15 protein-coding genes and 1 tRNA gene are annotated in these 14409 nt (G+C 45.6%); 10 read left to right on the top strand and 6 right to left on the bottom strand.

Going from position 1 to position 14409, the window contains the following annotated elements:
• Positions 1 to 90: 90 nt before the first annotated feature.
• From rplM to QU605_RS02845, 10 genes are all read left to right on the top strand, one after another.
• A complete protein-coding gene (gene rplM / locus QU605_RS02890) occupies positions 91 to 546 on the top strand; it encodes a 50S ribosomal protein L13 (protein ID WP_289723754.1) in 456 nt (151 codons plus the stop codon).
• Entirely contained in the window at positions 546 to 932 is a 387-nt protein-coding gene (gene rpsI, locus QU605_RS02885; protein WP_289723753.1) for a 30S ribosomal protein S9, read from the top strand. The genes rplM and rpsI overlap by 1 nt, the downstream gene beginning before the upstream one ends.
• 252 nt (positions 933 to 1184) lie before the next feature.
• Positions 1185 to 2342 (top strand): 30S ribosomal protein S2, encoded by a 1158-nt coding sequence (gene rpsB / locus QU605_RS02880; RefSeq protein WP_289723752.1) that lies wholly within the window; start codon positions 1185 to 1187, stop codon positions 2340 to 2342.
• A gap of 65 nt (positions 2343 to 2407) precedes the next feature.
• Positions 2408 to 3232 carry a translation elongation factor Ts gene (gene tsf, locus QU605_RS02875; protein WP_289723751.1) on the top strand — a complete coding sequence of 275 codons (825 nt, stop codon included), beginning with the start codon at positions 2408 to 2410 and terminating at the stop codon, positions 3230 to 3232.
• A 132-nt stretch (positions 3233 to 3364) separates the two neighbouring features.
• Positions 3365 to 4072 (top strand): UMP kinase, encoded by a 708-nt coding sequence (gene pyrH / locus QU605_RS02870; protein ID WP_289723750.1) that lies wholly within the window; start codon positions 3365 to 3367, stop codon positions 4070 to 4072.
• Between the two features lie 34 nt (positions 4073 to 4106).
• Positions 4107 to 4661, top strand: coding sequence for a ribosome recycling factor (gene frr, locus QU605_RS02865; RefSeq protein ID WP_289723749.1), 555 nt, complete (start codon positions 4107 to 4109; stop codon positions 4659 to 4661).
• Between the two features lie 255 nt (positions 4662 to 4916).
• The gene (locus QU605_RS02860) at positions 4917 to 7325 is read left to right on the top strand and encodes an efflux RND transporter permease subunit (protein ID WP_289723748.1); all 2409 of its coding nucleotides are present in this window, start codon (positions 4917 to 4919) and stop codon (positions 7323 to 7325) included.
• A gap of 96 nt (positions 7326 to 7421) precedes the next feature.
• Entirely contained in the window at positions 7422 to 8855 is a 1434-nt protein-coding gene (gene asnS, locus QU605_RS02855; protein ID WP_289723747.1) for an asparagine--tRNA ligase, read from the top strand.
• Between the two features lie 34 nt (positions 8856 to 8889).
• Positions 8890 to 10344: an RNA polymerase factor sigma-54 gene (gene rpoN, locus QU605_RS02850; protein WP_289723746.1), complete on the top strand. Its 1455-nt coding sequence runs from the start codon at positions 8890 to 8892 to the stop codon at positions 10342 to 10344.
• Between the two features lie 191 nt (positions 10345 to 10535).
• Entirely contained in the window at positions 10536 to 10949 is a 414-nt protein-coding gene (locus QU605_RS02845; RefSeq protein WP_289723745.1) for a hypothetical protein, read from the top strand.
• 45 nt (positions 10950 to 10994) lie between these two features.
• Here QU605_RS02845 and QU605_RS02840 read toward each other — a convergent pair whose 3' ends face one another.
• From QU605_RS02840 to QU605_RS02815, 6 genes are all read right to left on the bottom strand, one after another.
• A complete protein-coding gene (locus QU605_RS02840) occupies positions 10995 to 11681 on the bottom strand; it encodes a porin family protein (RefSeq protein WP_289723744.1) in 687 nt (228 codons plus the stop codon).
• 69 nt (positions 11682 to 11750) lie between these two features.
• Entirely contained in the window at positions 11751 to 12233 is a 483-nt protein-coding gene (locus tag QU605_RS02835; RefSeq protein ID WP_289723743.1) for an ExbD/TolR family protein, read from the bottom strand.
• A gap of 10 nt (positions 12234 to 12243) precedes the next feature.
• Positions 12244 to 12849, bottom strand: a complete 606-nt coding sequence (locus QU605_RS02830) for an ExbD/TolR family protein (RefSeq protein WP_289723742.1) — start codon at positions 12847 to 12849, stop codon at positions 12244 to 12246.
• A gap of 15 nt (positions 12850 to 12864) precedes the next feature.
• Positions 12865 to 13305 (bottom strand): hypothetical protein, encoded by a 441-nt coding sequence (locus QU605_RS02825; protein ID WP_289723741.1) that lies wholly within the window; start codon positions 13303 to 13305, stop codon positions 12865 to 12867.
• A 24-nt stretch (positions 13306 to 13329) separates the two neighbouring features.
• The gene (locus tag QU605_RS02820; protein WP_289723740.1) at positions 13330 to 14118 is read right to left on the bottom strand and encodes a MotA/TolQ/ExbB proton channel family protein; all 789 of its coding nucleotides are present in this window, start codon (positions 14116 to 14118) and stop codon (positions 13330 to 13332) included.
• Positions 14119 to 14297: 179 nt separating this feature from the next.
• Positions 14298 to 14385: transfer RNA gene (locus QU605_RS02815), tRNA-Ser, on the bottom strand.
• Positions 14386 to 14409 lie beyond the last annotated feature (24 nt).

Here is a 14409-nt window from a genome sequence, read left to right as displayed (position 1 = left end):
ATGATCTTTGCACGTTTGTTATTCAACATTATAATTGTACATTTGCAGCCCGTTTATCGGACTTGAAGTGTTTAATTTAATATACGAGTAGTGGATACACTGAGCTACAAAACTAAATCGGCTAACAGAAAGACCGTAACCAAGGAATGGATACTGGTCGATGCCGATGGTCAGACCCTCGGGCGTCTTGCATCGAAAGTTGCAGTAATGCTAAGGGGTAAACATAAAACGAATTTCACTCCCCACGTGGACTGCGGAGACAATGTAGTTGTCATCAATGCAGAAAAAGTGACACTTTCCGGAAATAAATGGGAAGACAAAAAATACATCCGTTACACGGGTTATCCAGGAGGGCAGCGTTCGCGAAGCGCCCGGGATCTTATGGACAAGAATCCTACAGCCCTTGTGGAAAAAGCCGTTAAAGGAATGCTTCCTAAAAACCGCCTTGGGGCAGATCTTTTCAGAAACCTCTATGTTTATGAGGGACCTGAGCACAATCAGGAGGCACAGAAACCAAAGCAAATCAACTTAAACGACCTTAAATAATGGAGGTAATTCACAAAATCGGAAGAAGGAAGACGGCTGTCGCCCGGGTTTATCTCTCTGATGGAAAAGGCAATATCACTGTGAACAACCGGGATCTTGCAGATTATTTTCCTACAGCAACCCTTCAGTACAAGGTTCAGCAGCCTTTTGCCCTTACCGAAAATGAAAAGGCATTCGATGTACGCATTAATGTATACGGAGGTGGAATCACAGGACAGGCAGAAGCAGTTCGTCTGGCAATTTCCAGGGCCCTTTGTGAGTTGGATGAGGAAAACAGGACAGCACTGAAACCGGAAGGTTTGCTTACTCGTGACCCGAGAATGGTTGAGCGTAAGAAATTCGGTCAGAAGAAGGCCCGTAAGAAATTCCAGTTCTCCAAACGTTAGAAAATTACCATCCTTCCGGTACTCCCGGAAGGATATTGTTTTATATCCCTGTTTTGCAGGAAACTATTAACCCTGTTCCTTGATAAGTTCTCTTCGGAGAAACTAGTACAGCCCGGAAAACAACCTTTATTAAAGGACCCGGAGCCGATTTGGTTTAGCATCTAAACGACAAAGGCATGTCTAAGGCGAAAAACGCCGCGGAATACCACTTTGTTGTTGCGCTTACAAAGAACGTAAACTAAATTATGAAGCATGGCTACTAAAGCTGAAGTAAAAGATCTTTTAGAAGCTGGGGTGCATTTTGGACACCTCACCCGTAAATGGAACCCGAACATGGCGCCTTATATCTACATGGAGCGCAATGGGATCCACGTTATCAACCTTTACAAAACCGTTGCTAAACTGGATGAAGCTTCGGAAGCACTCAAAAAAATTGCTGCTTCCGGAAGAAAAATTCTGTTTGTCGCAACCAAGAAACAGGCTAAGGACATTGTAGCTGAAAAGGTTTCCGCTGTAAACATGCCTTACATTACCGAGCGCTGGCCCGGTGGTATGCTGACCAATTTTGTCACCATTCGAAAGGCGGTTAAGAAAATGACCTCTATTGACCGTATGAAAAAGGACGGCACCTTTGATACACTATCTAAAAAAGAGCGGCTTCAGGTAGAGCGTCTTCGTGCTAAACTCGAAAAAAACCTCGGATCTATCAGCGATATGACACGTCTTCCGGGAGCGATCTTTGTCGTGGATACCATGCGGGAGCACATCGCCGTAAAAGAAGCAGAGAAGCTGAACATCCCCATTTTTGCAATGGTGGATACGAATTCTGACCCTAAGCCTATCGATTACGTTATCCCGTCTAATGATGATGCTTCAAAATCTATCGACATTATCATGACTGCGGTTACCGGGGCTATTTCTGAAGGTCTTGCCGAGCGGAAATCGGAAAAGTCAGCTGAAAAAGAAGGAAAGGACGCGGATGTTGCAAAAGCTCCAAAAGAGACTGTAGCAGCTGAAACAAGCAGCATTCCCGAAGAAAAGGCGGCTGCTCCTGAAAAACAGGCTGAAGTAGCTGAAGAGGTAGTAGTTGTTGAAGTAGAAGTGAAAACTGAAGCCCCTGCATCAGAGGCCAAGAAAGAAGCTTCAAAAACTTCGGATGCTGCGGATCTGACCAAGATTGAGGGTGTGGGACCTAAAACTGCAGAGGCGTTGTCTAATGCAGGATTAGATTCATATGAGGCGCTCTCAGGTTCTGACCCGGAGCGGATCAAAGAAATCCTTGCCGAAGCGAGTTCAAGACTGGCACACCTCGACCCGGGAAGCTGGCCAAAGCAGGCTAAGATGGCTGCAGAAGGCAAGTGGGACGAGCTGAAAGAATGGCAGGATAAAGTTAAAGGAGGGGTTGAGTAAGCCCATCCGCGGAACAACACTTAAATGGTTAAACGGAATCTACGGATTCCACAAATACTAAGGAAATGGGAAAGATTACCGCCGCTGAGGTAAATAAATTAAGGAAGACTACCGGAGCCGGAATGATGGATTGTAAAAATGCCCTGGTGGAAGCCGAAGGCGATTTTGAAAAAGCCATTGAAATTCTCCGAAAAAAAGGACAAAAAGTGGCTGCAAAAAGAGCTGACAGGGAATCCTCTGAAGGAGCAGCAATTGCAAAAGTAAATGAGGCCCACAATAAAGGGGTGATCATTTCACTGAATTGCGAAACCGATTTTGTCGCTAAAAACGAAAGCTTTGTATCCCTTGCCAACTCCCTTGCGGACCTGGCATTAAATTATGATTCCAAGGAAGCCTTTTTGGCTGCAGATTTCAACGGGCTTTCTGTACAGGAAAAACTTCTTGAACAAACCGGGGTTATTGGTGAGAAAATTGAGATAGGTGGTTTTAACCTCCTGACTGCTCCCTTTGTCGGATCCTACATTCATGCGGGGAATAAGATAGCTACACTTGTTGGTTTATCCGAAGCCGTCGACAATGCAGCTTCCGTGGCCAAAGATGTAGCCATGCAGGCCGCCGCAATGAACCCTGTTGCCCTGAATGAAAAAGAGGTAAATCAGGAGGTCATCGATAAAGAAATCGAGATTGCCAAGGACCAGTTGCGTCAGGAAGGAAAGCCAGAAGCAATGCTGGATAAAATTGCTCAGGGAAAACTGAAGCGTTTTTTCAAAGACAATACCCTGGTCAATCAGGACTTTATCAAAGACAGCAAAATGAGCGTTGCTGATTATGTCAAATCAGAATCGCCCAATCTTGAGGTAACCAGCTTTGCACGTGTAGCGCTGGGATAACCTTTTTGTCGCAGATTGAAATTTTAAAAGCGCCCGCTATCCGGGCGCTTTTTTTATTATTTTTTCTGCGGCATCTTTTGAATATTGGCTCTCATATTTTTGATTATTTTTGTCAGGATTCAATCCCATTTTATGCACTATAAAAGGATACTTTTAAAACTTAGCGGAGAAGCCCTAATGGGTGATCAGCAATACGGTATTGACCCTAACCGTCTCGATGCCTATGCAGATGAGATTAAGAAGGTGAGCGAAAATGGCGTCGAGGTGGCCATAGTTATCGGGGGAGGAAATATTTTTCGGGGAGTATCCGGGGCCAGTGCAGGAATGGACAGGGTTCAGGGAGATCACATGGGCATGCTGGCAACCGTTATTAACGGTCTTGCACTTCAGTCAGCTTTGGAGAATAAAGGGGTGGATACCCGCCTTCAGTCCGCCATCAAAATTAATGAAGTTGCCGAGCCTTTTATCCGCAGAAGAGCCATGAGACATCTGGAAAAAGGAAGGGTTGTGATTTTCGGAGGCGGCACAGGGAATCCTTATTTTACCACGGATTCCGCTGCAGTTCTAAGGGCAATTGAGATAGAGGCAGATGTTATTTTAAAGGGAACACGGGTAGATGGCATCTATACCAGTGACCCGGAAAAAGATAAGTCTGCGACTAAATTTGATAAAATAAGTTTTGAAGACGTGTTGCGAAAGGGCCTTAAGGTAATGGATACCACTGCCTTTACCCTGAGTCAGGAGAATGAATTACCCATTGTCGTATTTGACATGAATACCCATGGGAATTTATTGCGAATCGTATCCGGGGAAAACATCGGAACCGTCGTGAATTTGTAGCCGTTTAAAGATAATTTCGCATAAGTAAAGACCTATGAACGAAGACGTTAAATTTATTCTTGAAACCACAAAAGAACACATGGGGAATGCCATTTCCCATCTAGAAAAGGAACTGGTGAAAATTCGGGCCGGGAAGGCAAGCCCATCCATGCTTTCCTCCGTCATGGTAGAGTATTACGGCAACATGACACCCCTTTCTCAGATGTCAAACATCAACACCCCAGATGGACGTACCCTTTCTGTACAGCCCTGGGAAAAACAAATGATTCCCCAGATTGAGACGGCCATTATGAATTCCAACCTTGGATTCAACCCTATGAATAATGGGGAAATGGTAATCATCAATGTCCCGCCACTTACCGAGGAGCGCAGAATACAACTCGTCAAACAGGCAAAGGCAGAGGCCGAGGATGCCAAAGTGAGTATTAGAAGTGCACGTCAGGAAGCCAATAAGGAGGTTAAGGCCCTTGAGGTTTCTGAAGATCTCGAGAAAAATGCTGAAATCGACATTCAGGAACTCACCGATGTGTACTCCCGAAAAGTCGAACAGATTCTGGAAGTGAAGGAAGCCGAGATCATGAAAGTCTAAACACCGTGAAAAACCTCCCCAGGAGGTTTTTTTAATTGGTGTGGCTTCAAAATACCTGAAAGGCGCCTGTTACCTTAATACCAGACGCTCTTCTGTACTTCGAATCAGGACAATCCGCGACTGCTTCACGGCATGGGCAACGATAGAAACTCATTTGACCTGTTTATCACAGTTTAATTCAGTTAAAATCCAGCTTGTAGCTGCAGATTGGGTACACTGAAGATGATTTTCTACCTTTGCCCCCGAAATTAAGACATGGTAGCTAAACTCACACAGGGATTTTGGGATAAGACGGCCCGGATTATCTTAAGAAACCGGATTCTGATTCTCCTATTAATTGTAGCTGCCACAGTAGGTCTTGCAACCCAATGGCAGTATATGAGGTTTGCGACCTCTGAAGTGAATCTGCTGCCTGACGGGCACCCTGAAAACCTTCAGTACCAGGAATTTCTTTCGCAGTTCGGAGAAGAGGGAAACACCATTGTCCTCGGTGTACGGGACGAGGCCATGGGGGACCCGGATACCTTCCACAAATGGAATATCCTCAGCCGGCAGCTCGAGGCCTTTCCAGAGGTAGACTTCGTGCTCTCGACCCAAAACCTCCAGCTGTTGATGCGAGATAAGGACAAAGATGAGTTTGTCTTAAAACCTTTGATCAACTCGGATAGCGTGCTCAGCAAGAAAGCCCTGGACAGCTTGTCCACCATATTGTTTGAGGATCTGCCGTTTTACGAAAAGTTATTGTTCAACAAGGAGACCAAGACGATCCGAACAGTGGTCTATCTGGATAAGGATCTGATCAACACCTCTGTGCGCAAGGACTTTGTCCTGAAAGACCTCAAAACACTTATTTCCGATTTTGAAGCAGAGAGCGGATTGGATGTCCGTGTTTCGGGAATGCCCTACATACGTACGATGAATGCCCAAAACATCATCGATGAAATTGGCAGCTTTATCCTGGCGGCTCTCTTAGTCACCTCTCTGATTTTCTTTTTCTTTTTTCGCTCCTTTCGCGCCACATTCATCTCAATCTGCGTAGTGGTTATCGGGGTGATGTGGGCCTTTGGAACACTGGGTTTACTCCGGTATGAGATCACGGTCCTCACGGCTCTGATACCTCCTGTAATTATTGTTATAGGTATCCCCAACTGTATTTTCCTGATCAATAAGTATCAACAGGAAGTCAACAAACACGGGAACCAGGCAAAATCCCTCCAACGGGTCATTACCAAAATCGGGAATGCGACCCTGATGACCAACGTGACAACTGCAGCAGGGTTCGCTACCTTCATCATTACAGACAGTACGCTGCTGACGGAATTCGGGATTGTGGCCTCCCTGAATATCCTGGGCATTTTTATTCTATCCCTGCTCATCATTCCTATTGTGTATAGTTTTATGCCCTTGCCTAAAACCAAGCACCTGAAACACCTGAACAAAAAATGGATCGATGGTTTTGTCAACTGGATGGAACGGATGGTTCGCCACCATCGCATCGCGGTGTATTTTGTATCCATTGCACTGCTCGTGGCAAGTGTGATCGGGATTTATCAAATTGAAATATCGGGCAGTCCCATTGAGGACATGCCCAAAAAGAGTGAGTTTGTAGAAGACATCCGGTTTTTTGAATCGGAATTCGATGGGATTATGCCTGTAGAGGTTGTAATCAATACCAACCAGCGAAATGGGGTCCTCAAACCGGCAACCCTCAGAAGAATGGATCAGCTCGATGCCTATATTGAAGAAACACCTGAGCTCTCCCGGCCGGTCTCTGTGGTCAATCTGGTAAAATACTCGAAACAGGCGTTTTATAATGGTATTCCGAAATACTATCAACTACCCACTTCTCAGGAGAGTAACTTTATCCTCAATATCGCACGCAAATCGAAGGATAACGGTAACCTTTTAAAAAGCTTTGTGGACAGCTCGGGGCAGGTTGCGCGAATGACTACCTACATGCGGGATGTCAAAACCGACCGGATGGAGGACATCGAAGCGGGACTCCTGCAAGAGATTTCCAAGGTATTCCCTGCAGACAGATACGATGTTTTCCTTACCGGTAAAGCCCTGTTATTCCTCAAAGGCACAAAATACCTGGTCCGCAACCTTCTGATGTCCCTGGGACTGGCCATTCTGCTGATTGCGTTGTTTATTGCCTACTTGTTTCGCTCCTTTCGGATGATCGTAATCTCACTGATTCCGAACGTACTGCCCCTGATCATTACAGCGGGAATCATGGGTTTTGTAGGCGTTCCCATAAAGCCGTCTACCATTTTGGTATTCAGCATCGCCTTTGGGATATCCGTGGACGACACCATTCACTTCCTGGCTAAATACAGGCAGGAACTGGCTACGCATCACTGGCGGATCCAAAAATCGGTATATGCCTCCCTGAGGGAAACCGGAGTGAGTATGTTCTACACATCCATTGTACTTTTCTTTGGGTTTTCTGTTTTTATTATTTCGAATTTCGGGGGTACGGTTGCACTCGGGGCCCTCGTTTCGGCCACCCTGCTTTTTGCCATGCTCGCGAATCTGATTCTCCTGCCATCCCTCCTGCTTTCCCTTGAGAAAAGCATCGCCAACAAAAAGACCCTGAAAGAACCTCAAATCGATATTCTTGTCGAGGAGCCGGCATCCAAAAAAGGGAAGCCCGCAAAATAAAAGACCCGCTTCAAGAGGTTTTTAAAGGCGGGAATTGAACCAGCAGTTTGGCGCAATACTGTATCTTTGTCCTGTATAAAGTAGAGGAATTACCCTATGAAGAACTCCACTGTAAAAGCAGTATTGCAGGATCCGAAATTGCTACAGGAAATACAGATTTCCGGATGGGTACGCACCTTCAGAAGCAATCGGTTTATTGCCCTCAACGATGGATCAACCCTCAAAAACCTGCAATGCGTTGTCGATTTTGAAGCGTTGGATCCCGATCTTTTGAAAAGGATAAACACAGGGGCTGCCCTAAGAGTCATGGGTACACTGGTGGAGAGTCAGGGCCGTGGCCAAAACGTAGAGCTTCAGGTAAAAGAACTGGAAGTTCTTGGCGATGCACACCCGGATCAATATCCGATTCAGCCCAAGAAACACTCCATGGAATTCCTGCGTGAACAGGCTCATTTAAGAATTCGGACCAATACTTTCGGAGCGGTAATGCGGGTTAAATCCGCACTTTCGTTTGCGGTTCACCAATATTTTACCTCCAATGGGTTTTACAATTTCCACGCCCCGATCATCACGGGTTCCGATGCGGAGGGAGCCGGGGAAATGTTCCGGGTGAGCACCCTGGATCCGAAAGACCCGCCCCTTACGGAAGATGGAGGCGTCGATTTTTCGAAGGACTTCTTCGGGAAGGAAACCAACCTGACGGTTTCCGGCCAGCTCGAGGCAGAAGCATATGCAATGGGTATGGGCAAGGTGTATACCTTTGGCCCTACTTTCCGGGCAGAAAATTCAAATACTTCGAGGCACCTGGCAGAATTTTGGATGATCGAACCCGAAATGGCATTCTATGACCTTGATGCCAATATGGACCTCGCCGAAGACTTTATACAATACGTGGTTCGCTATGTCCTCGAAAATTGTATGGAGGACCTGGAGTTTTTGGAGAAACGCCTCGCAGATGAAGAAAAAACAAAGCCACAGGCGGAGCGGTCGGAGATGGCACTGATCGAAAAACTTCGTTTCGTTACTGATCAGCCCTTTAAACGGGTTACCTACACGGAGGCTATTGAGATCCTGCGAAACAGCAAGCCCAATAAGAAAAAGCGATTTACATACCCTATAGATGCCTGGGGCGCTGACTTACAAAGTGAACACGAGCGTTACCTGGTTGAAAAACATTTTAAATGCCCCGTTATTCTGTTCAATTACCCGGCGACAATAAAGGCGTTCTACATGCGCCTGAATGAAGACGGAAAGACAGTCAGGGCGATGGATATCCTTTTTCCCGGAATAGGAGAAATTGTGGGGGGATCGCAGCGGGAGGAACGACTTGATGTCCTGGTGGAAAAAATGCGGCAATTGGGAGTGGACGAAAAGGAACTCTGGTGGTACCTCGATCTGCGAAAATTCGGTACTGCCGTTCACAGTGGTTTTGGCCTTGGTTTTGAACGCCTGGTCCAGTTTACCACGGGTATGGGAAATATACGAGACGTAATACCCTTTCCGCGTACGCCACAAAACGCTGAATTTTAAAGTATTAATCAAGAATACGAACACGGATTAATCCATGCTCAAGCAACATTTACAATTTAAGCTTTCCCAGAAGTTGTCGCCACAGCAGATACAGCTTATGAAGCTTATACAGCTGCCTACACAGGCATTTGAGCAGCGGCTGAAACAGGAGCTGGAAGAAAATCCGGCTCTCGAATCCGGACGGGTTGAATCGGAAAACTCAGATGAGGAATTTCAGGATTCGTATGAAACTGGGAGCGAAAATGAGGTCATCGATACGGAGGATATAAATATTGACGACTACCTCAGTGATGATGAGATTCCGGAATACCGAACACGTAGCAGCAATTATGGGGAAGAAACGGACAAACAGGTACCCTACGCTGCAGGTGTTTCTTTCAATCAATATTTACTCAGCCAGTTAAACACAGAATACCTGGACGATGAGGAATGGCAGATCGCAGAATTCCTCGTGGGCAGTGTGGACGAAAGCGGTTACATACGTCGTCCGATCGCTGATATCATGGACGACCTCGCCTTTACCCAGAATATCTTTACCGACGAGCAAACAATCCTGAAAGTCCTGCGGAAAGTACAGGACCTGGATCCGCCAGGGGTGGCTGCGCGTTCCCTGGATGAATGCCTCCTGCTTCAACTCGATCGGAAGGAGCCCACCCCGGCCGTTGAAACCGCCCGCGCCATCCTTGAGAAGTCCTTTGATCCCTTCACAAAAAAACACTACAAGAAACTCATGCAGCGGCATGACATTAGTGAAGATACCCTGAAGGAAGCCATACGCGAAATAGAAAAGCTCAACCCCAAGCCCGGAGGATCCTATTCGGGGGGCAACAAAATCATTGAGCATGTAGTTCCGGATTTTACCATACGCATCGTGGACGGCGAACTGGAGATGAGCCTGAATGGACGAAACGCCCCGGAACTCCATGTGTCAAGAGGGTATTCGGACATGCTTGCGGGATATAAGAGCTCCAAGGAAAAGTCACGGAGCCAGAAGGATGCCGTTATGTTCATAAAGCAAAAACTGGATGCCGCCAAATGGTTTATAGACGCGATCAAACAGCGACAACAGACGCTCTTCACGACCATGAATGCGATTATGAACTACCAGAAAGAGTATTTTCTTACCGGGGACGAACGCAATCTCAAACCGATGATCCTGAAAGATATCGCGGATGAGATCGGAATGGATGTCTCCACAGTTTCCCGTGTGGCCAACAGTAAGTACGTGGATACGCCTTATGGAACCAAGCTAATCAAAGAATTCTTTTCGGAATCCGTAAAGAATGTAGAAGGTGAGGACGTCTCGACCCGGGAGATCAAAAAGATCCTGGAAACAGTTGTCAGCAAGGAGGACAAACGCAAACCCCTGACCGATGACCGACTGGCTGGCATCCTGAAAGAAAAGGGATATCCAATCGCCAGAAGAACTGTTGCTAAATACCGGGAACAACTGGGAATTCCGGTGGCCCGATTGCGTAAAGAAATCTGATGCGCCTATTTAGTAAATTTATTAGCTTCCTTTTTCATCCGATGTTGATTCCCACCTATGGAAGCATTTTTTATTTTATGGTTTCACCTAAGTACAGTCCGATAGAACTGAAGTTAGGTAACTTAATTCCCATTTTTATCCTTACTGTACTCATCCCGCTTGGCAGTCTTATGATTCTGAAGCAGGTTGGCATGATTCGATCGAGAATCCTGTCTTCAGCGGAAGAGCGTATCTACCCGTTGCTTATTTTCCTGGCACTAGTACTTATGATTTTGTTGAGGGTGATTCCCAACAATTATTCCGTTGAACTCTATTATTTCTTTATGGGTATTGCGCTTACCACGGCCTCATGTTTGTTGCTGGCCCTGTTGGGTAAAGTTGTAAGCCTGCATATGGCCGGGATCGGCACGCTCTTGATGTTTATGGTAATCCTGAGTTTTCACTTTGAAAGAAACATTGTTGTTGCCATTAGCTTATGTACACTGGCGACCGGACTTCTGGCATCGGCCCGTTTGTTTCTGAATCGTCACGGAAGGGCTGGAGTACTCACTGGATGGCTTATCGGCATGGTAGCTCAACTTATCCTAATCCAATTTTGGTTATAGTAGTCCGGGACACAGGGAGCCCGGTTCAATACAGTTCTCCTCACATTATAGGATGAAAAAGATCAACCCGATACGGAGGGGCACCATGTTGAGTTGCTGACCGTCCGGTCCATTTACCCCGTCATCGAAAATTTTGTTTAATCCATAGTAGAGGTGCAGATTAAACGTATTGTACCCCACATTCATAGAAAGCCCGTAGGTGAAGTTTTGGGTATCCGGATTATTGAAACTATCCGTGCCATCATTACCTACGAACTTTGATCGCGATCCGAAGACATATCCAAATTTTACACCTCCGTAGATCCTCCAGAACTTATAGGTGGTCCGTGTAGAGTTCCGCCAACGGAATTCCAGAGGGACTTCAAGAAGGTGGGTTTCGAGTTTATTTCTTTTGTAACTACCCCGATCATCCAGGATAACATATTCAATACCATCCCCGGTCTGAAGGGCCCTTAAGTTTGAATAGTAAGAATTGAACCCATATCCCAGTCCGATCCCCAGGGCAAAAGTACAGGACGGATTAAGTGGGATGTCTCTGATAAATCCACCCTGAAGGCCATAAGACAGGCCATTTTGTGAAACGTCTTCAGGGAAGTCCAGCAGGAGGTTAAACGAAATCCCCATATAGAACTGATCTTCCCGATAACGCTCGTCCAATGGCACCTCTATAGGCTCCTGTCCCTGAAGAACGAGGAAGGACAGGCAGAAAAGAAATACCATCCAGTGTTTCATAGTCATTATCTACCATAAAAAAACGCCTCAGGATATGAAGCGTTTTTAACCAATCTTGTTTGAAAAATACTATTGTAGGTTACGGAACGCATCCCCTTCAAAAGTCGTATAATTTATCTTGAGTGCATTCACTTCCCTGAGCTGTTGCTTAATATCCGAAATTAAACCCATGTTCGCATTTTTGTCAACTTTCAATGCTGTGGTCAAAACATTCTGCAATTCCTGAGGCTTCTTGGCCCGCTCCTGCAAAATGTAATCCCCCACTTCGGAGACGTTTGCAAACTTATCGTTCAGCTGAATTTTTGGTTCCGTACCAAAGACCTTTTGATATTGACTCGTCGGCTTGCCAACATAGATGTAAATAACCCTGTCCTTTTTCTCCAGTTTCTTAATCTCACTGGCATTGGGCAGAATATTATCTACCATCAGGGAACTATCCTTCATGACCGTTACAGTCATAAAGAAGAAAAGAAGCATAAAGACAATGTCTGGCAATGACGCCGTGGAAACTGCCGGTAAATCTCCGTCCTTCTTTTTATTAAACTTCGCCATGGATAACGTATTAGTTAGTACTTGTCTGTGCCTCAGATAACTTCTGAGGGAACAAGTCCTGAATTTGTTTTACTTTATCTTTTAACTCCTCCCGAACGCTCGAGGGGGTCTCCGGATTGAGATACTCGGCTTCCATCTCTGTGAACTTCCGATTGAATAGTCGTTGAGCCTCTCTATTTCTCAAATCATTGTAGGCCCCCACGAGCTCATTCTGAACCGTGATGTACGTAGAGTATTTTGTCTCCCTATCGTTCTTAAGTGATATAATCGCTTTAGATGGATTATCCGAAGAGCTTTCATCGCGCGCGCCCTTACAATAATTACAGGTACCATCTCCCCCGTTGTCGAGGAACTCCATTGCTGCATTTCTGAGGTTTTTCAGATCGAGTAACTCTTCCTCAACAAGCAATTGACCATTTTTATTGATGTTCACCGTGAAGATATTCTTCTGCTTAATGACAACATTGTCTTCTGGCGGCTCCATAGGCGGCAGCATACGGTCCAAACCAGCGTCTGTCTCAATAGTTGTCGTTACCAGGAAAAATATCAGCAGCAGGAAGGCGATATCTGCCATGGATCCTGCATTTACTTCCGGTGGTCCTCCTCTTCTGGGCATAATCCTAGTTATTAATTACTTAAACATTTTTTTCACTCCGCCCCATATCATGGATGCAACAGCTATAATCACCAGAAGGAAAAATACATTCAATCCGGTTCCGATATTCTTTACAACAGATTCAGTCGTTGTAATTCCGCGACCTGCCATAGTTTCCACAGTACCATCGCCTCCGTCGGATAATACATAGGATAGAGCGATTACGACCAGGAAAGCCGCCAGACCGATCAGAGTTCTTTTAAGACCCTGTGGATTGGCAAACATATGTTTGAGTGCAAAAAACACGCTAAACAGAACAGCTACGGCTAACAGGAAGTAAACGATCATGAACATCCAATGGACAGCTCCACTATTTACGGCCTCACTTACAGGCGCATCAGAGCTCGGAAGCTGCAACCATAGGATAAATGCCGCTGCGCCTAGAACTGCCAATGCAATTTTTACATACTTATTCATAAAATGGGTGTATTAAGGTCCGTCTTATTTCTTGTGATCTACCAGCATATCGATCAGCGTGATCGAAGAATCCTCCATATCGTTAACGATACTGTCAATTTTAGCAATGATATAGTTATAGAAAATTTGAAGGATAATCGCCGTGATAAGTCCGAATACCGTTGTCAAAAGTGCTACCTGGATATCACCCGCAATCAACGAAGCACTCAGGTTACCAACAGCGCTAATCTTCTGGAAGGCCTGGATCATACCAATTACCGTTCCCATGAACCCAAGCATGGGTGCAATCGCGATAAAGAGGGATAGCCAGGAAACGTTTTTCTCTAACTGGCCCATTTGTACCCCACCGTAGGCGACAACAGCTTTTTCAGCAGATTCGATGCTGTCCCCGGCACGGTCGAGACCCTGGTAATAAATTGAGGCAACAGGTCCTCTTGTATTACGGCAAACTTCCTTAGCAGCTTCGATACCACCTGTAGTCAGGGCATCCTCAACTTGTTGCTTTAATTTTGTAGAATTAGTGCTTGCAAGGTTTAAGTAAATAATCCTTTCAATAGCTACTGCAAGACCGAGGATCAAACACAAAAGCACAATCCCCATAAATCCGGCACCTCCTTGTATAAATTGCTCCTTAAGAACCTGCGTGAAGCCGCGATCCTCAGCAGCTGCTGCTGCCTCATCCTGAAGCATATAAGTAGCTGTGGCCAGGGTTGAGGACATATTCGAAGGAATTACATTCGCATTTGCGCTTACCGTATTTGCACTGAAGACAAATAGCCCAGCCATGGCCAGGATGGAGAATAATTTTTTCATTTTTTCAAACTTAAATTTAGATTAGTTATAGGGCTAAAGATATAAAAAAAATAGAACTAAAAAATTAAATTAAACCTTCCTTTACTTAGGAAAACATAAAAAAACCAGGGCTTTTGAATCAAATTAAGTAAGGTTGGTAAAAAACCTTGAACAATCCGCAGGCCCTTCTTTTTTTATTGCAGAGAGGAAGGGATTCGAACCCTCGATGCACTTTTGGTGCATACACACTTTCCAGGCGTGCGCCTTCGACCACTCGGCCACCTCTCTAATTCCCGGAAAAACGGGTTGGCC

This window comes from Robiginitalea aurantiaca (genome assembly GCF_030380815.1).
Classification (GTDB): Bacteria; Bacteroidota; Bacteroidia; order Flavobacteriales; family Flavobacteriaceae; genus Robiginitalea; species Robiginitalea aurantiaca.
The sequence above is the reverse complement of the archived record's forward strand: the minus strand, read 5'-3'. Positions and strand labels throughout refer to the sequence as shown.

What these genes read in the sequence shown, in the direction of transcription:
- QU605_RS02845 (WP_289723745.1), top strand. Translation starts at nt 10,536, where the DNA reads ATGATTCGATCGAGAATCCTGTCTTCAGCGGAAGAGCGTATCTACCCG.
- pyrH (WP_289723750.1), top strand. Translation starts at nt 3,365, where the DNA reads ATGCACTATAAAAGGATACTTTTAAAACTTAGCGGAGAAGCCCTAATG.
- frr (WP_289723749.1), top strand. Translation starts at nt 4,107, where the DNA reads ATGAACGAAGACGTTAAATTTATTCTTGAAACCACAAAAGAACACATG.
- QU605_RS02830 (WP_289723742.1), bottom strand. Translation starts at nt 12,849, where the DNA reads ATGCCCAGAAGAGGAGGACCACCGGAAGTAAATGCAGGATCCATGGCA.
- rpoN (WP_289723746.1), top strand. Translation starts at nt 8,890, where the DNA reads ATGCTCAAGCAACATTTACAATTTAAGCTTTCCCAGAAGTTGTCGCCA.
- asnS (WP_289723747.1), top strand. Translation starts at nt 7,422, where the DNA reads ATGAAGAACTCCACTGTAAAAGCAGTATTGCAGGATCCGAAATTGCTA.
- QU605_RS02835 (WP_289723743.1), bottom strand. Translation starts at nt 12,233, where the DNA reads ATGGCGAAGTTTAATAAAAAGAAGGACGGAGATTTACCGGCAGTTTCC.
- QU605_RS02820 (WP_289723740.1), bottom strand. Translation starts at nt 14,118, where the DNA reads ATGAAAAAATTATTCTCCATCCTGGCCATGGCTGGGCTATTTGTCTTC.
- tsf (WP_289723751.1), top strand. Translation starts at nt 2,408, where the DNA reads ATGGGAAAGATTACCGCCGCTGAGGTAAATAAATTAAGGAAGACTACC.
- rpsB (WP_289723752.1), top strand. Translation starts at nt 1,185, where the DNA reads ATGGCTACTAAAGCTGAAGTAAAAGATCTTTTAGAAGCTGGGGTGCAT.
- QU605_RS02840 (WP_289723744.1), bottom strand. Translation starts at nt 11,681, where the DNA reads ATGAAACACTGGATGGTATTTCTTTTCTGCCTGTCCTTCCTCGTTCTT.
- QU605_RS02860 (WP_289723748.1), top strand. Translation starts at nt 4,917, where the DNA reads ATGGTAGCTAAACTCACACAGGGATTTTGGGATAAGACGGCCCGGATT.
- rpsI (WP_289723753.1), top strand. Translation starts at nt 546, where the DNA reads ATGGAGGTAATTCACAAAATCGGAAGAAGGAAGACGGCTGTCGCCCGG.
- QU605_RS02825 (WP_289723741.1), bottom strand. Translation starts at nt 13,305, where the DNA reads ATGAATAAGTATGTAAAAATTGCATTGGCAGTTCTAGGCGCAGCGGCA.